At 54.0% G+C, this 16,596-nt stretch carries 19 protein-coding genes; 10 read left to right on the plus strand and 9 right to left on the minus strand.

Going from position 1 to position 16,596, the window contains the following annotated elements; translation table 11 throughout:
* Nucleotide 1: 1 nt before the first annotated feature.
* The 5 genes from ACI94_RS02365 (at nt 2) to ACI94_RS02385 (ending at nt 4,763) form a co-directional block, all read left to right on the plus strand.
* Nucleotides 2–1,204, plus strand: coding sequence for a potassium channel family protein (locus ACI94_RS02365; protein ID WP_273258935.1), 1,203 nt, complete (start codon nt 2–4; stop codon nt 1,202–1,204).
* A 14-nt stretch (nt 1,205–1,218) separates the two neighbouring features.
* A complete protein-coding gene (locus ACI94_RS02370) occupies nt 1,219–3,054 on the plus strand; it encodes a DHH family phosphoesterase (RefSeq protein WP_066953880.1) in 1,836 nt (611 codons plus the stop codon).
* A gap of 269 nt (nt 3,055–3,323) precedes the next feature.
* Nucleotides 3,324–4,001: a hypothetical protein gene (locus tag ACI94_RS02375; RefSeq protein ID WP_286681045.1), complete on the plus strand. Its 678-nt coding sequence runs from the start codon at nt 3,324–3,326 to the stop codon at nt 3,999–4,001.
* A gap of 294 nt (nt 4,002–4,295) precedes the next feature.
* The gene (locus ACI94_RS02380) at nt 4,296–4,547 is read left to right on the plus strand and encodes a hypothetical protein (RefSeq protein ID WP_066953890.1); all 252 of its coding nucleotides are present in this window, start codon (nt 4,296–4,298) and stop codon (nt 4,545–4,547) included.
* Between the two features lie 30 nt (nt 4,548–4,577).
* On the plus strand, nt 4,578–4,763 hold the full coding sequence (locus ACI94_RS02385) for a hypothetical protein (RefSeq protein ID WP_066953892.1): 186 nt from the start codon (nt 4,578–4,580) through the stop codon (nt 4,761–4,763).
* Between the two features lie 2 nt (nt 4,764–4,765).
* Here the strand turns inward: ACI94_RS02385 and ACI94_RS02390 are convergent, their stop codons facing one another.
* The gene (locus ACI94_RS02390; RefSeq protein ID WP_066953895.1) at nt 4,766–5,374 is read right to left on the minus strand and encodes a hypothetical protein; all 609 of its coding nucleotides are present in this window, start codon (nt 5,372–5,374) and stop codon (nt 4,766–4,768) included.
* A 182-nt stretch (nt 5,375–5,556) separates the two neighbouring features.
* Between ACI94_RS02390 and ACI94_RS02395 the strand changes: the two genes are divergently transcribed.
* On the plus strand, nt 5,557–5,817 hold the full coding sequence (locus ACI94_RS02395) for a hypothetical protein (RefSeq protein ID WP_066953898.1): 261 nt from the start codon (nt 5,557–5,559) through the stop codon (nt 5,815–5,817).
* Nucleotides 5,818–5,837: 20 nt separating this feature from the next.
* On the opposite strand, the gene ACI94_RS02400 is transcribed toward ACI94_RS02395, so the two are convergent.
* The 5 genes from ACI94_RS02400 to ACI94_RS02420 are packed head-to-tail and all read right to left on the minus strand — an operon-like array spanning nt 5,838 to nt 10,508.
* On the minus strand, nt 5,838–6,632 hold the full coding sequence (locus ACI94_RS02400) for a protein-glutamate O-methyltransferase CheR (protein WP_066953900.1): 795 nt from the start codon (nt 6,630–6,632) through the stop codon (nt 5,838–5,840).
* 36 nt (nt 6,633–6,668) lie between these two features.
* The gene (locus ACI94_RS02405) at nt 6,669–7,136 is read right to left on the minus strand and encodes a chemotaxis protein CheW (RefSeq protein ID WP_066953903.1); all 468 of its coding nucleotides are present in this window, start codon (nt 7,134–7,136) and stop codon (nt 6,669–6,671) included.
* Between the two features lie 10 nt (nt 7,137–7,146).
* Nucleotides 7,147–8,637 (minus strand): methyl-accepting chemotaxis protein, encoded by a 1,491-nt coding sequence (locus ACI94_RS02410; RefSeq protein WP_286681046.1) that lies wholly within the window; start codon nt 8,635–8,637, stop codon nt 7,147–7,149.
* Nucleotides 8,531–9,625 (minus strand): PAS domain-containing protein, encoded by a 1,095-nt coding sequence (locus tag ACI94_RS02415; protein WP_286681047.1) that lies wholly within the window; start codon nt 9,623–9,625, stop codon nt 8,531–8,533. The genes ACI94_RS02410 and ACI94_RS02415 overlap by 107 nt, the downstream gene beginning before the upstream one ends.
* A 13-nt stretch (nt 9,626–9,638) precedes the next feature.
* The gene (locus ACI94_RS02420; protein WP_083524696.1) at nt 9,639–10,508 is read right to left on the minus strand and encodes a ParA family protein; all 870 of its coding nucleotides are present in this window, start codon (nt 10,506–10,508) and stop codon (nt 9,639–9,641) included.
* 841 nt (nt 10,509–11,349) lie between these two features.
* On the opposite strand from ACI94_RS02420, the gene ACI94_RS02425 reads away from it, so the two are divergent.
* The 3 genes from ACI94_RS02425 to ACI94_RS02435 all read left to right on the plus strand — a co-directional run bounded on the left by ACI94_RS02425 (nt 11,350) and on the right by ACI94_RS02435 (nt 14,912).
* A complete protein-coding gene (locus tag ACI94_RS02425; RefSeq protein ID WP_066953906.1) occupies nt 11,350–11,709 on the plus strand; it encodes a hypothetical protein in 360 nt (119 codons plus the stop codon).
* Nucleotides 11,710–11,807: 98 nt separating this feature from the next.
* Nucleotides 11,808–13,364, plus strand: coding sequence for an adenine deaminase (gene ade, locus ACI94_RS02430; RefSeq protein WP_273259147.1), 1,557 nt, complete (start codon nt 11,808–11,810; stop codon nt 13,362–13,364).
* Nucleotides 13,365–14,333: 969 nt separating this feature from the next.
* Entirely contained in the window at nt 14,334–14,912 is a 579-nt protein-coding gene (locus ACI94_RS02435) for a DUF2121 domain-containing protein (RefSeq protein ID WP_066953911.1), read from the plus strand.
* A 95-nt stretch (nt 14,913–15,007) separates the two neighbouring features.
* Here ACI94_RS02435 and eif1A read toward each other — a convergent pair whose 3' ends face one another.
* Nucleotides 15,008–15,319, minus strand: coding sequence for a translation initiation factor eIF-1A (eif1A, locus tag ACI94_RS02440; protein ID WP_083524697.1), 312 nt, complete (start codon nt 15,317–15,319; stop codon nt 15,008–15,010).
* A 353-nt stretch (nt 15,320–15,672) separates the two neighbouring features.
* Here eif1A and ACI94_RS02445 point away from each other — a divergent pair, with 353 nt between their 5' ends.
* Complete coding sequence (locus ACI94_RS02445) at nt 15,673–15,933, plus strand: RNA-binding protein (protein ID WP_066953916.1); 261 nt, start codon at nt 15,673–15,675, stop codon at nt 15,931–15,933.
* A gap of 175 nt (nt 15,934–16,108) precedes the next feature.
* On the opposite strand, the gene ACI94_RS02450 is transcribed toward ACI94_RS02445, so the two are convergent.
* On the minus strand, nt 16,109–16,384 hold the full coding sequence (locus tag ACI94_RS02450; protein ID WP_066954655.1) for an aldolase: 276 nt from the start codon (nt 16,382–16,384) through the stop codon (nt 16,109–16,111).
* 5 nt (nt 16,385–16,389) lie between these two features.
* A partial coding sequence (locus ACI94_RS02455; protein WP_273259148.1) for a cupin domain-containing protein occupies nt 16,390–16,596 on the minus strand: 207 nt, incomplete at its 5' end.

Consider the following 16,596-nt stretch of genomic DNA (forward strand, 5'->3'; position numbering starts at 1 on the left):
CATGATGGAACACGAATACCAACCGGTCAGTTTCAAAGATGTCCTCATTGAGATGAAGGATATCTCGGAGCTGATGGTTGATCTCTCTTACTCCGCAATACTCTTCGATAGCAAAGAGATCGCGCTTGAAGTGGTCAATCTCGAGGAGAGCATGAATAAACTGGTCTATCAGGCCAGGATTCAGAGTGTTCTTGCCGCGAGACGGATCGAAGAGGCAGAGGCAATGAGTGGTATGCTCCAGGTTGCCGAGGCCGCAGAGAGGATCGCGAATTCGGCCTCAGATATAGCAAAACTCATTCTAAAAGATATCAGGTTCCCGGCAAAACTCAAGCGTGTCTTTCCAGAGGCTGAAGAGATTGTCACCCGGGTTATTGTCAGTCAGGGCAGCGAACTTGCTGGCCATACGCTTGGTGACCTCAAAGTTCAGAGCACGACAGGGATGCAGGTGATTGCTATCCGACGTGGCAAGGGATGGATATACGATCCCGACAGGGTCACCCGGGTAGAGGGAGGAGATATCTTGATTGCGCGTGGCCCGGAAGCCGGAGAGGATCTCCTCTTCTCAATGGCCGGAGCACCGGAGCGCTCCCGAAGCGAACCACCACGCGCAGGAGAGGTCGACGATCTTGACCGGGCGGTTCAACTGATCATCGAGATGAAGAACCTCTCGGAGCTCTCCGTAGGGCTTGCGTATACATCGCTCCTCTTCAACAACAAGGAGGTTGCACATGAGGTAGTCGCCCTCGATTCAGCACTTGACGATATGCGTTATGACCTGGATCTCTGGGTCCTTGAAGCGGCGCGAAAGATCGAGGATGTGCACTATCTCCGTGGCCTGTTGTACATGTCCTCTTTTGCACAGGCAATCAGTGATTCCGCCCGCTCTATCGTCGACGTCATCCTGCGCGACATCGAGATCCCCCCGGTCTTCAAGAAGATCGTCCGGGAGTCGGACGAGATCATTACGAGGATTCCTGTGGCGGAGTCGTCACCACTTGTGGGGCAGACTCTCAAGGAGGCATCGCTCGGAACGGTGACCGGGATGGTCGTTCTTGCCATCAAGCACGGCGACCGCTGGGTCTACCGTCCGGGAAAGAGTGTCCGGCTGGAGAGCGGTGACATTATCATAGCAAAAGGCAGACGGGACGGTGAGTGCCGGTTGTATGAACTTGCCGGATACGCCCTCAAATTGCCTGAAGGGTAATTTGGTGAACAATTATGGAAGATACTGAAGATATAATCGTCTATCGCCTCGGAGCAAACTGCAGTCTTGACGAGGTGGAGGAAGGAAAGACTTATCTTGGGCGGGTGCAGGGCTTTGCTCCGTTCGGCGTCTTTGTCCAGTTAAATGACCGGGTCAAAGGACTCGTTCATAAGAGCAATGTGAAGTTGCAGCATACTGAGCGTGATCCAATCATCGTTCACGTTCTTCAGATCCGGAGTAACGGTAACATCGACCTTGAAGAAGTCACCCCGACCGTCTACCAGACCCTGAACGTGACCAAGAAGACGACGAGCGTGCTTCTTGCCGATATAGGGAAGAAGATCGGCAGAACGATCCTGATTGAGGGAGAGGTCGCCCAGATCAAGCAGACCTCGGGGCCGACGATCTTCACGATCGTTGACGAGTCCGGCACCGCGAACGCGGCAGCCTTCGTCGAAGCAGGTGTCCGCGCATATCCTGAGGTCGAACTTGGGGATATCGTCGCCCTTACGGGCGAGGTGATGCAGCGCAACAACCAGCTTCAGATTGAGGTCTCATCCATGGAGGTCATGGAGCCGGAGGGTGCGGCACGGGTCAGGGAGCGGATCGACGCGGCGCTGGATAGGCGTGCGGAGCCAGAGGATCTCCCGTTCTTCATTGAGAGCGAGGTCCTTGACGCTCTGCGACCACAGATGCGCCAGGTGGCAAAAGAGATCAGGAAAGCGATCCTGACCGCGCGGCCGATCATTCTCCGTCACCATGCGGATGCGGATGGTATATGCGCTGCCGTCGCGATCGAACAGGCAGTGACTGCGCTTATTCGCGAGAGCGGCGGAGACTTCGACGCGGAGTACTTCCTCTTTAAGCGTTCACCGTCCAAGGCCCCATTCTACGAGTTGGAGGATATTACCAGGGATATCGATTTTGCCCTCAAAGACAACGTCCGCTATGGCCAGAAGATGCCGCTGATCCTCTTGATGGACAACGGGTCCACCGAGGAGGATATGCCGTCGCTGAAGATTGCCCGGATCTACGATCTTCCGGTGATGGTCGTCGATCACCACCACCCCGATGAGATCGTGGATGACTATCTCATCGGGCACGTCAACCCCTACCACGTGGGCGGCGACTACGGGATCACGGCCGGGATGCTCGGCGCGGAGATCGCCCGCATGATCAATCCGAAGGTTGCGGACCAGATCCGGCACCTGCCGGCGATTGCGGGTGTCGGCGACCGAAGCGAAGCTCCGGAGCGTGCTCGCTATCTTGCACTCGTCGCACCGGAGTACTCTGAGGATGATTGCCGGGATATTGCGCTCGCGCTCGACTATGAGCAGTTCTGGCTCCGGTTCAGCGATGGGAGAGAGATTATCAAGGATATCTTAAACCTCTCCGGCAATCCCGACCGCCACGAACGTTTCGTCGACCTGCTGGTCGAAGAGGCGAACCGGGCGATCGAGGAGCAGCTCGAGGCCATTATGCCTCACGTGGAGAGCCGGATCCTGCCAAACGGTGCCAGGCTCTTCATGCTCGATGTGGAAATATTTGCCCATCGGTTCACGTTCCCGCCGCCTGGTAAGACCTCCGGGGAGGTGCACGACCGGCTGGTTCGGGAGCATCCGGGCGAACCTATTGTCACGATCGGATTTGGGCCGGACTTTGCCGTCCTGCGTTCCCGCGGCGTCATGATGAACATACCCAGGATGGTGCGCGAACTTCACAGCGAGATCGTTGGCGGAGGCGTGAGCGGTGGTGGCCACCTCGTTGTTGGGAGCATCAAGTTCGTTGAAGGAATGCGTGACGTGGTGATTGAGAGTCTGATCAAGAAGATTGGTGAGGCCCCAATCTGATCGCTATCTTTCTTGCTGGTACTGCAGCCAGGCTGTTTATCTGGTTGTTGTTAAAAGATCCTGATTTGTGGAACGTATTGGGATCGAAGAGATGTTTTGGCGCTGAAATTATGTCCGGACGCCACCATTCTAGCATCGTTTTTAGAGTCTCTGCCGGGTAACTGTGCATGAGGCCGTCACTGTGCGGGTGGCACCAGGCAGTTAACGGCGTGTGTGATTTTGACAATGATCGAAATATAAAAATATGTATATAGTTAACTGGGGTTCTCATGACCGAGAACCACTGGAGATGGAGAACGCTTCTCGTTGTGCTGTTTGTAACAGCAGCATTTACTCTTCCTGTAGCCGCTCAGAACACGACATCCACAGAACCTCTCACCTGGACGCTCGCTCCGACACCTGCTGAGACGACTGCTAACGCGACTCTGGAGGAGACCCCTATAGAAACTCTGGTTGAGGAGATCGCTACCGAGATCCCGGAGGAGACCCCGATAGAAACTCTGGTTGAGGCGACCACTACCGAGACTTCTGAGGAGACTCTGGTGACAACCCGTTATGAGACGACTGCCAACGAGACCCTGGAGGAAACCCCGACGGATACTCAGATTGAGGAACCCCTCAATGAGTCTCTGGAGAACCGAACTCTCAGCGCGGTTCCGGGTAACGAGACCCTTGACAACGAAACGTATAATGGGACTCTGGAGAGCGATATCGCCAACACGACGACCACTGTGACCGGACCGCCTGTTATCATCGGGACGGATGAGGAACCGATCGAGACAGCACCTGTCGAGAATACCACGGTCGATATGCCGACGTTCACGCCGATACAGGCAGCACAGGTCAACCCAAGTCCAACATCGGCGGCCCCCCTCTCGGTCATCGGCGCCATTGGGGCGATTGCAGTTGCCGCTCTCCTTGTTGTGATCTCAAGGAGAAGGAGGTAATGGTGGAAGATCAGAGGGGTGCGGGAGAGAGAAGAGCGGGGGCCCAGATGTGGATCCGGCCAGGCTCGATTGTTGCCGTGAAGCGCAGAAGGCTAACTTCCTTCTTTTCCAGCATCCACCCTGGCAATGGCCACTTCTTCTTTGTTGTACACTACGTTCCGACTTCATCGGTCGTCATGGCGGCGCCAATTTATATATAACGATTTATATACACAGGAGGTGATTCAAAGAGTTTAAATGGATAAACATAAATAGACCTATGCACTAAAACCACTTGCTCGGGGGCATATGGAAATGTCAACAAAAGATCGCATCAAAGAGAAATACAGCGATACCCAGCGAAAGATCCTGCACCACCTTAAGTCCGGGCTGAAAGCAGGTAAGTCTTACTTCAAATCCAAGTATATTGCAACAGATCTGGGTCTTTCGGCAAAAGAAGTGGGCATCAACCTTGCCATTCTCTCCGAGATCTGTGATGAGCTCGATATCAGGCGCTGGAGTTATTCGAACAGTACGACCTGGCGTGTCACTCCCCGTCCATCATAATTTTTATTCAGTAACGCTCTATTCTACGGCATGAAGATCATTGAGTTCGAAGCACCCGTTGAGTTTGTGGCTAACATCAACGAATACAAGGACTGCCTCATGTCTCAGGACAAGAACCATGAGAACCCTGAAGTGCTCTGGTTCAATATCGACGTCCCGAAGGGGCATGGCGTACGGGCCGGGGACCGGGTCAGAGTTACCGTCGAAAAGATTTGAGTTCAGAGATATTTGGGAAGGGTCTCCAGCGTGATGCGGTATGAGTCTATCTCATTCACGCTGACGATGAGGTAGAAGTCCTTCCCTCCTCTCTCAACATTTTTGATAATACTCCCCGGGTAGCGCAGTTCTGCTCCCTCAATGATGCTTCCGCTCTCCAGATCAACAAGTGCCATCCGAAAGTGCGCTGCCTCCGGTCTTACCGTTGCAGAGACACTGCAGTTCAGTCTCCAGACTGTGTAGGGTACGTGGAACGCCTCGGTGATCCCTCCCCGTGCCTCCTCAATGTAAGCGAACGGGACGATGCCTTCATTCTCCTTCCAGAGGGGATCAGACCCCCCGTACTGAGTGAGATTGCTGGGGAGATAGTAGAGAGGGTAACTCCAGATCTCACTTGTATAAGAAATTCTGGCAGGTCCGATTGGCATCGACGGCGTGGGTGTAGGGGGGGTCGTGATGGGAGGAGTCGGCGCGCCCTCTGGTGGCGTCGGTATCGGGGTTTCAGGTTCACTATTCACTGCATTCACTGCAGGAGGATGCTGAAAGACGATTCCTATGGCGGAAACGATAAGCAGGGCCGCAAGGATGCTGATGATGTCGCCTTTGTCCACAAAATTAGAGCGACGTGTAAAGTAAAAAGTGCTTCGGATTGTGTTTTCATCTACCCAAATATTGGGTCACTTTCTTCTCTAATGGTTTTAAGAAAACCCGGTTTAACTTTTAACTTGGTCTCATTAGAGATCACATTGCGGAAGCAATTAATATTGAGACTTGCATATGTCTTATCAAGCGCATGGAAGTTCCAGAGGTTCGTACATGGGTGATCTTTTACCTGCTCTCCTTTGTCGTACTTCTTGTAGCGACATTCATCACGACGCAGAATGCCGGGCAGCTCTGGATCAGCCTCATGCTCATCATCATCATAGTCGGTGTAAACCTCTGTTTACTGGTCTCTGAGTTGAAGCGTTACCAGGACCGGAAGGCCTTCATGCACAAGATGTCAGTCTTTGATGAGACTGAGACGGATAGAGACTCTTCCGGTCGACGCTGGTAGCATCTTGAGACATGAGTTCATCATGTCGCTTTCCGCAGTATCTTTTGTACGGCGCTGTAGGGAGTAAAGAGATGCTCGACTTCTCTTCCAAGGTATTCCGTTTTGCCCATAACATAATAGCCGTCAGTAGAAAGGGCGGTATGGAAGAGATATGTAAGCTCATTCTTCTGCTTCTCAGTGAAGTAAATCGTGACATTTCGGCAAACGACGATGTCAAGGTACCTCGCCACAGGAACGCCTGACATCAGGTCGTGTTGCCGAAATTTGACGAGTTCTCTGAGATGAGGACAGACCTCAAATGTACCGTCATCGCGACTGATAAAGTGTCTTCTGATCCGGTGCTTGTCTACGTTCTCAAGCGCTTTTAGATCGTAAATGCCGGCCATGGCTTTCTGGAGCGCCTCGGTGTCGATATCTGTTGCATATATCGTTACGTTGAGATCTCGATGGAGTGCCATTAACTCGTGTGCAAGGATGGCGATCGAATATGGTTCTTCGCCTGTGGCGCAACCGGCGCACCAGATCCTGATCAACTTCTTGTGGCGGGCGAGATCTGGAAGTATCTTCTGTTGTATGACTTCAAAGACATCCGGATCACGGAAGAATTTGGTGACGTTGATCGTGAGGGCTTTGCGGAGCAGGTCAATCTCCTCTGGATGCGTGAGAAGATACTTCTGGTAAGCCTCATAGTCCTCAGTGTTCGTAAGGCGCATCCTTGAGAGAATACGCCGCTTAATGTAATCCTCTTTATAGTTTGAACACTTAATCCGAACCAGCCTCTCTATGCACTTCTGAAGTGATGCAAATCCGTCCATACTGAAAAGTCCTCACGGGGCTGCTGATTATTGATTCTAGAAGTGGCTGAGATTTTCGATTACCTTCTGAATATCAAGCCAGATAATCAGATTTTTCATCTCATCGCCATTTTCGTTCCCAACCTTGATGATTCCTTTGACGTAGTCACCTATCGATGATGTAATGCCATCAGTGATCTGCTCGATCTGGTCCTCATGTATCGAGACAACGCTGTGAACGTCATCGACGATGATCCCCACGTTCGATCCGCCTGCTGCGTCCGGCATCAGCACAACAATTTTGTGGTTTTCGCTATTCTCGGCTCCTGGAAGGCCAAGGAGATCTCGAAGGTCAATTATGTTTGTGATCTCGCCTCGCAGATTGATGATGCCTGCAAGGTACCGGGGGGCACGGGGGAGTGGAGTGATTGGCATCATCTCCACAATCTCCCGAGCTATCTGGATATCCAGCGCGTAGTGTTCCTCCCCGAGCTGAAACTCCACGACATCTATGGATGCTGCCATCGGCTCTCCCTCAGTTCAACTTGAACTGCCTCATCATCTTCTCGAGCTGCTCGGCCATCTCTGCCAGTTCGTGCGCTGCGCTCCCGACCTCTTCTGTCGATGCACTGACTTCTTCAGCGAGGGCCGCCATATCCTCGGTGCGGGTCAGAGTCTCCTTGATCATGCTGTTGGACTCGTCCATCTTTTGCATGACCTCGTTCGTGGAGTTTGCCTGGTCTTCGGTGGCCTTGGTTATCTCGGTGATACCGTGGGTCACCACTTCCACGCCGTTGACGATGCGGTTTAAGCTTGCGATGACCTTGTTGACGCTCTCGATGCCTGCCTGGATCTCCTGGTGGGACGCCTGCATCGAGCCTGTAGTCTTCTCGGTGCTTGCCTGGATAGTCCGGATCAGGTCTTCGATATCCTGGCTCGCCCGCTTTGACTCACCGGCAAGGTTCCTGATCTCCCCGGCGACCACGGCAAACCCGCGACCATGCTCCCCTGCACGGGCGGCCTCGATTGCGGCGTTGAGCGCGAGGAGGTTGGTCTGGTTGGCGATGTCGGCGATAAGTTTGACAATGTTATCGATCTCGCGCATCTGGTTGTTGAGGGCGCTGATCTCATCCACGGTCTGTTTGGAGATCTCCTCGACAAGGTGCATCTTCTTCGCCGCAACTTCACCCAGGGCAGCCGCATCGTTTCCTTCCTTCGAGGCCTTCATGGCGTGCTCCATGACCTCCTGCGACGTGCTTGCGATTTCCTCGATGGATGCGGATAAGTCATTAATGTCCTTGTTGATCTCCTCGATCTTCTCAAGCTGCCGCCGCGCATCCTCCGAAGAATGCTGCGTCGAGGTCGCGACCTGCTCCGTGGCCCGGATGATCTCGTCCGAACTCTTGCTGACCTCTTTCGTTGTCTGGTCTACCTGTTGAACGGCCTTTGCCACCTCGGCGAGGAGAGAACGGATGGAAGTCAGTGAGGCATTATAATCGTTCTTAACGTTCCCCAGAGGATCATCGGCCTCTGTGGTCACAAATACTGTCATGTCACCTTTTGCCAAAGCGGCGAGCGCTTTTCCAAGTTCACTGGCGCTCCTTCCGAGTCTCTCGCTCTCCTGTTTGGCGGTTTCCATCAGTTCTTTAATCTGCTCCTCTTTCTTCCGCTGCTCGGTGATGTCGTTGTAGACGGTGAGGACCGAGTCGAGGTTCCCCTCACGGTTGAGGAGCGGGATGTTGTACCGCTCAAGGATGCGGATGCCGGATGGGAACTCTACCGTGACCTCTCCATGGTTTGCCTGCCGGCTGTGTATGGTGTCGATAATCCCCTGACCCGACTGGGAGAGATACTTCATGTCGTGGACGGTGAGCCTCGAGGCCTGATCTTGGGTGTACCCCGAGAGTTTCAGGAATGCCTTATTCGCCATTCTCAGTGTCGCATCCGGGTTCCAGAGGAGAATGGGCATCGGATTCTCCTGAACCATGACCTCGGTCTGCTCCTGCAGCTCCTTGACCCTCTCCATCTCTTCCTGTTGCTTGGTCCAGTCGTTCCAGACGTAGAAGGCTCATCTCGATATTGCCGTCCTTATCGAGGATGGGAATGGCGTTCAGGGTAAGGTACTTCTTCACACCGTCAGGCCACTTGACCAGGGCATCAGTCCGTGCGAGCCTCTTCGTCTCGTAGCAGGCGTAGAAGTGTTCGCCGTCAAGGATGGTGATATCATAATCGTAGAGTTTCTTTGCAAGCGTCTCTTCCCGCGTTCCCCGCCACATCCGGACATACTCGTCGTTGATGTCGATCCGGCTCTTGTCGGGCCCGAGGATTGCGATCGCAAGCGGATTCAGCTTGATCATCGTGTCAATACGACGCTGCATCCGGTAGATCTCTTCCTCTTCCTTCCTTCTCTCAGTGAGATCGTTATAGATGTTTAGAATCCCGGTTAATTCGTTCCTCTCGTTTAGGAGCGGAATCCCGTATTGCTCAAGAGTGTAGACGCCTGTGGGGAACTCAACCGTCACCACTCCGCGAACCCGCCTCTTCTCACTGAGCACCTTCCTGATCCCCTCTCCCTTCTGGTCAAGGACTTTGAAGTCCCCGAGGTACATTGTGGTGACACGCGACTGGTCAAGGCCCGTCATCTGGAGATATGCCTGGTTGACTGTGCGGATCTTCATCGAGGTGTCAACAACCAGAATCGGCATTGGGTTTTCCTGTACGATCGTCTCGAACTGCTTCTGGAGAGATTCCACAGCCTCAAGTCTGCTCTGAAGTGCCTGCTTCTCCTCCTGCTTCTTGTCGAGTATTGCGTTGATCGAAGTGGCCAGAGCCCTGAACTCCTCTGGAACGCTGGCCAGATCGATCCTTGTGGAGTCATCGCCGTTAATTCCTGCGTGGAGCGCAGCCTCAAGTGCCTCAGGCAGTACAACCGTGCCAGACTGCTGCGCCTGGCCTGCCGCGCCTGGCACAACCGGTCCGGTAAATAATGCTTTTCTTCCAGGTTTATCACTCATAGATTACACATCCTCATTGCTTTTCGTCTAATTTCAGCACTGCTGTTGCCACTGCGTGGTATTCTCTACCAGCATCGCTCTCTGGTGCATAGTGGGAGATTGGAAGCCCTTTCTGCTGCGAATCATAGATTGAGGGCGAGTATGGGACCACAAATACCTGTTTGAATGCCTTTTTGACTTCGGCTTCAAACGCCCTCAATCGTTCAGCCTCTTTTTCGTCCTCGGCTGATGGACTTCCCAGGAAAATCCGTTTCAGGAAGAGCGCAAGCCCCCCAGTCTCGGTTGCCTGGCTGTCGGAATTCTTCCAGCGAGTCAGGATGGCGAAGTCTGCAGCGATCTCTTCTCCGAGCATCTCTTTGATGTCATCGAAGAGTGTTGACAGGGCTTCCATACCCCTAAGAGCGAAGGTACCGGGATCGAGAGTGACGATGATGTAGTCTGCTGCAACAAGGCCGTTGATGACAAACTGCCCCATGCTTGGGGGCGTGTCGATCAGGATGAAGTCATAGGTGCCTTGTACCCGGGTGAGCGCTTCTTTGAGCAGTCCTGCCCGGTTCTCTATGCTGTAGAGATAAGGCTCGACCCCTACAAGATCCAGGGTTGCCGGAGCAAGGTCGACCCCTGCCGCCGTGGGAATGATAACATCGTCAATCTCGATGTCAGGAAACCCTTCAAAGGAGTTCATGAAGACATCATACATGCTCACTTCAAGTGATTCAGGGTTGATCCCGAGTCCTGCAGTAGCGTTTGCCTGTGGATCGCAGTCTACTACCAGGACACGTTTTCCCTCCTTCTGAAGGAACCCTGCAATGTTGAGGCACGATGTTGTCTTTCCTGTGCCACCTTTATGGTGGGCAAACGTTACAATTGTTATATCCAGCACCCCTGAATATTCTCTTGGTAATGCCAATTATTAAACCTATTTTCTATTGTATCGAAAATATGCAGGCATTGTTCTGAATTTAGAAGTTTCTGATATCTCTGATTGCTAATCTGGCCCTTCAGATGTGCGCGGTGTTCACAGAATGGCGATCGGTACCTGTGGCTACAGTCGATTCCCTCAGGTTTGTTCTCCCGCGCGTTACAGAAGAGATCACTGCTTTCTGGCAGCATCTTATAGAAACCCGTTTTGTAAACGAGTCTTTTAGCCTGTATCTGGCCATCGAGTCCGGATCATCCGCACGCGCTCGGAGACGGATGGCTGGTAGTCGGGTTCCGACCGGGAAATTCGGGAGATCATCCTTGAGAGATAGTCACCTCTCTTACGGTGTGAGGCTGGCGCTCCATCCAGCGGATTGGAGAGGAGGCTCCGGGGGAGATCTTCGGGATCCCTGATCTGGGTAACAGCGCCCCAGCGCTTAGGCCGCATACCGGTCGGCGGCGATAGTATGCCTGGCCGGGGAGAGCGGTCTGGAGGATGAGAATGGAAGGGAGTGATCTCCATCCAGGTATGATATCTGGAGGAAAACGGAGCAGAGCGGGGAGAATAGAGGAATGGAGAACTTGAAAGGATCTGATTATTTGCAATCGCTGGTCTTCCGTACAAGGACGCTTTTTGGCGGTGAATGGAGGCAAGAAGTTTTCAACGTCTGTTTTTTCATAATATATTAATATCATCAACCAGAACTGTGAATAAACAGAATGGAGGTGAATCTATGGTACCGATGGGCTTACGTGGTCCGTACTGCATTGCTGCAGCATGTATGCCCCGGTCCTTTGAGCAAATGTCCGGCAGATACCTTGTTCTCCTAATACTCGCTCTCGTCACCCTTATTGGAACTTCAGGATGCTTATCTACAACGATCGGGGAGATCTCCTATGAACGCGGCTCCCTGCAACTTCATGTGGAGAATGCTGCCGAACCTGTCGAGGATGCTGTGCTTCAGGTAACGATTATGGAAGTGGATATGCTTGAGCAGCGCGAGGTCTATTCTGAAGCACGGTATATCGACCTTGATGCGGGAGAGAACACGTATACTCTTCATGTCGACCTGCAACCAGGTTCGTATAAACTCTTCCTGACAATATTTGTCGGCGATGAACGGAGGACGTCCGTCATCCGTGATCTGGAGGTGACGCACTGATCTCGACCGGGCTTGCGGCGGCGCGGGGGCTTGAACCTGCTGATGTCGTCTTTACCGGTGGAGAGGTCTTCAGCCCGTTCACGTGTACCTGGGAGTGCGTGGACTTTGCAGTGAAGAACGGCCGCATTGTGGGCCTCGGGGAGTATGAGGGGCGGCGGGAGTACAACCTCTCGGGAACTTATGTGGTGCCCGGTCTGATCGACGCGCATGTCCACATCGAGAGTTCACTTCTTGCGCCGACGGAGTACGCACGGCTAGTTCTTGCGCACGGCACGACGACCGTGATCGCCGACCCTCACGAGATCGCGAACGTCTGCGGGGCATCAGGGATCGAGTACATGCTCGCGGAGGGAGCGCGGACGCCGCTCGATATCCTGATCATGCTCCCGGCTTGCGTCCCGGCAACACCCCTCGATATGGGTGGTGCGCGGCTGACTGCTGATGATCTCGCCCGGTTCCGGGGCCGAGAAGGAGTCATCGGGCTTGCCGAGGTGATGAATGTCCCCGGCGTCCTCTCTGGGGACGGTGACCTCCGGGAGAAGATGGACCTCTTTCCCGTGATCGACGGTCATGCACCGCTCCTCTCCGGGAAGGACTTAAATGCCTATATCTACGCAGGGGTTCAGAGCGACCACGAGTGCACTTCACTTTCCGAAAGCAAGGAGAAACTCCTTAGAGGGATGTACATCCTGATGCGGGAGGGCTCGACCGAACGAAACCTCCGTGAACTTCTGCCGCTCGTCAATGCCTGCACGGCCCCGCGGTGTTGTTTTGCCACCGACGACCGGCATGCCGATATGCTCGTGAGCGAAGGGCATATTGACGACTGCATCAGAAAAGCAATTGCCTCGGGCCTGGAGGTCGAGCAGGCACTCCGTATGGCCACGCTCTCTGCTGCCGAGCGATTTGGGCTTCACGATCGCGGCGCCCTTGCACCGGGGAGGCTTGCCGACTTCTGTATCCTCGACGATCCGGACCGTTTCGAGGTCCGGCGGACGTTCAAGCGCGGTGTCGAGGTGATTGGCGCCGGCTACCATCCTCCAGTCTGCCCCATGGCCACCCTGCGCGCCCGTGTACCTGAGCCCCATGAGATTCGGATCACCGGCCGGGGAGAGGCGCGGGTGATCGGGATCGTGCCCGGCCAGATCACAACCCGGGATCTGCGCTTCGCCGTGGATGCTGCAAAGATCCCCGATATTGAGCGCGATATTCTCAAGGCCGTCGTCACCGATCGCTACCGGGCAACCGGTTCCGGAGTCGGGCTTGTCCATGGTTTTGGCCTGCGGGAGGGGGCGATTGCCGGATCTGTCTCGCATGACTCGCACAATATCGTCGCGGTAGGGGTCGGCGACGCTGATATCATCCGGGCTATCGGCGAGGTGGTCAGGCTCGGAGGGGGGCTCGTGGTCGTCTCCGGCAATGATGTCACTGCGCTCCCCCTTGAGTGCGCCGGGCTGATGTCGGCGCTCCCCTACGACGAGGTCGTGGGGCGGCTTGAGGCCCTCAAGAAGCACGCCCGGCGGCTCGGGGCAATCGATAACCCCTTCATGTACCTCTCGTTCCTCGCTCTGACCGTCATCCCCGAACTGCGGGTCACGGAACGGGGGGTCTTTGATGTCCGGGCGTTTTCCGACGTTCCACTCTTCTGCGATTGAGGGTTGCCAGAGGGCGGCGGAAGCTGCCCCCGCTACCACGAAGATTGCCCCACCTCAAAAATAGGGTCGGAGTTTAGCAGTACTCTCCGATCTCCTTTGCCGGGCCGGGTGAGGGTCCGATCTGCCTATGTGGAGCGCTTCACACTCGCTAAAGACTGCCCTTTTTTCTCGAAGATCGACGATTATTCTCCCGGGATATCGCCTGAAGCCCGCGTCCTTTATGCGGAGATCTTCCGCCGGCCTGCGCTACGCGCTTCCGGGTTTCAATACTTGCGGCCTGGAGGCCTCTTGCCACGTGCGGTGCCTTGCCTCCGGCTCTCCCGACCCGCTGTCGGGTTTCATAGGAAGCAGCCTGGAGCCCTCGTGCTACGTGTGGTGCCAATCCACCAATCTTTGCGACACGCTTTCGTGTCTCTTCATCTGCAGATGCAAGGCCACGTTTTGTCTTTCTCCTCTCTCCAGTCATCCCACCATCCTCCCGGGACGTTGTTCAGATTCCATTTCTGGGTGAACTACGCCCTTTTTGGTCCAAAATGAGGTGAATTCGGCCCTTTGCCGGCATTGATCTCCTTTGTACAGTCTGTTTAGTCATCCAGTTCCCGGAGGCTGCTATCAGCAGAATGCTGCTGGATCTTACTATTCGTACATTCACACTCTGGACCGTCACCACGGTCACCCCGGTGATACCGCGCACAATAGCGTGACTATTATAAAAACATTGTTATTATTATGGTCTAATTCATTTTACTGAAATTATTTTGGAATTTGATGCGCTTATATTGCTCTAATTTAAAAACAGGCTTTGACTAACAATGAAAGTGTTATACCTTGTTCCTCATGCAGGGAACATGTCGTGAACCCCTATGATAGAACGGACGTCTCGGATGTGCATCAATAGATTGATGCAGAGTGCGGGTAAGTGGGGTGAGCGCAACAGGCCGTTCGTTGCCAGGGCCGGAGGTTTGCTCTATGACGCTTGTAATTGCGTTCGTCGGGAAACATGGCGCCGTTATGGCGGGGGATATGCGGGAGATTGCATTTCAGGGGGACGACTCCTGCATTGAGGAACTGGAATGCGAACTTTATAGCGGCCGAATTACGTCCGATAGTGAGTTAAATACCAGGGCTGATGAGGTTGGAGTGACAATCCAGGTCAGGGACGATAAGGCCAAGGTATCGCAACAGGACGGGGTGCTCATCGGTGAGGTGACCGAGAGTGATGGGCCGGCCGTCCGCAGAAAGAGGCTATACGCTACAACAGGGAAGTTCGCGATCGCTGAGGTCACTCATTCGCAGTTGAAGGTAACTGAAAGAGGCGGGGCAAGCAACTTTGTGGTTTTGGGAAACGAGATCACAAAGCGGATTGCCAACCAGTGTATTCAGGGGGCCTGGGAGGGTGGATCGGTCCCGGATGCCATCCGGCTCATCATGCTCATCATGCAGATAGCGGCGAGCGTGACGGCATCGGTGAGCAGAACGTTCATACTGGTGCACACAGATCTCACAGGCAACCTGGATGATGCCATCAGTCAGGGTCTCCGGGTATAATTGCCACCTGGATGGCGGATCCTGGGTCATTCCCCCGATCAGCGGTGGGGCCCTTGAGTCTGTGCCATCTCTCAATCGTGGCACAGAAGCGCAGGTTATTGGTTGAGGTAATTGTGCTTCTTGAGCCAATCGACCTGGGGCTTGATATAACGGTAGACGATATCGCACTTCTCATCCTGGAAACTCCAGGGAATAACAATCAGGAGATCGCCTTCACGGATCCAGAGCCGCTTCTTGATCTTACCCTTGATCCGACCGGTGCGCGTCACACCGTCCTCGCATCGGACACGTATATGGTTTGCCCCGAGCATCAGGTCGGCTCGGCCGAATATCTCTCGATTTCGCTTCTTCGGTAACCGTACTCGTACAATCTCTTCGCTGTTTTGGGTTCCTCGTGTATTTGTCAGTTAATCAACTCCATAACAGGCAGTGACGCAGACTCAAGCCTACGTCATTCCTGGAGGTGTATACCAATGACCCGAGCTACCATTAATGTATCTATCCCGAGGCGTATCGGGAACTCTGTGTCAGGGGGTCTAGTAACTAGTAAGATGGATCTCAATCCAATCCCCGGCCTCACTCACTGTATGGGCCATACTCCCCGGCGGTCTGCGGAGATGGTACCCCTATCCCGCCGGGCTCTGACCGCATAGGAGGCACAACCGTTATGCAGTCTCAGTGCTGCAGCGTTGCCTGTGCTTGCAGCCTCCTCCGAAGGGTTGTTAAAGTTTGAAGGTATACGGGTGGAGAGGATCTTTGAATGGAAAGCAGTACGCTGTACGTCGGAAACCTCACCTACTCGGTAAGTGAAGAGCAGTTGAAAGAGTTGTTTACCCAGTATGGGACGGTAAATGACGTCAGAGTTATCGAACGCAAAGGGTTTGGATTTGTTGAGATGTCCACTCCCGAAGAGGCAGAAAAGGCAAAAGAGGCCTTAAACAACACTGTATTCGAGGGGCGCACGTTAAAGATCGACGAGGCACGGCCCCCAAGACCGAGAAGCGAGTTTCGCCGGTACTGAGTTCGTGCTCGGTAGACCACGGAACAGTATCCCGAATACCCCTCTTTTTATAGTATAGATTCGAGTTCCACCTTGATCGACGCGGCCTCTCTTGAAAGCCACATTCGCCGGAGATATGCGGACTGCGTTTAAAGTCCCGGAAGCGCGAGCGCTTCCGGCGGAACCTTCATCCTCTTCACTCAGAGACTGCTCTATACTCCTGCATCAGGGCATCCCCATACGCCTCCCTCTTCTTTGTAGGGATGTAATTGAACGCTGAGGCCCTTCTGAGGAGCTCTTCGCGAACTGCGGCGTCGCTATCCAGATGCAGGTCCCGAACACTGGAGATGATAAACTCAAGTTGATTGATCCCGGTCGCCTTCCCGTCCACGAGGATCGTCTTGATCTTGATCGCATCTGGCCTGACCCCGCCGCAGATGGTGCAGTAGTTACCATCTTTATCGTTTGTCATGTCCATCATTCCCTGATCATCGTCAGCATCATCTTGAACCGCGTGATGGCCGAGAGAGCGTGGGGAACATTTGCCGGGAAGATGATCGTATCTCCCTCGCGCATATGGTGTGTCTCGCCCGCGACCCAGACCTCGCACTCCCCGTCGAGGATCGTTACCACCGCATCGTAGGGTGCAGTATGCTCCGAGAGCCCCTCGTCCTCGTCGAACGA

It is taken from the genome of Methanoculleus sp. DTU007 (assembly GCF_001512385.1).
GTDB lineage: Archaea > Halobacteriota > Methanomicrobia > Methanomicrobiales > Methanoculleaceae > Methanoculleus > Methanoculleus thermophilus.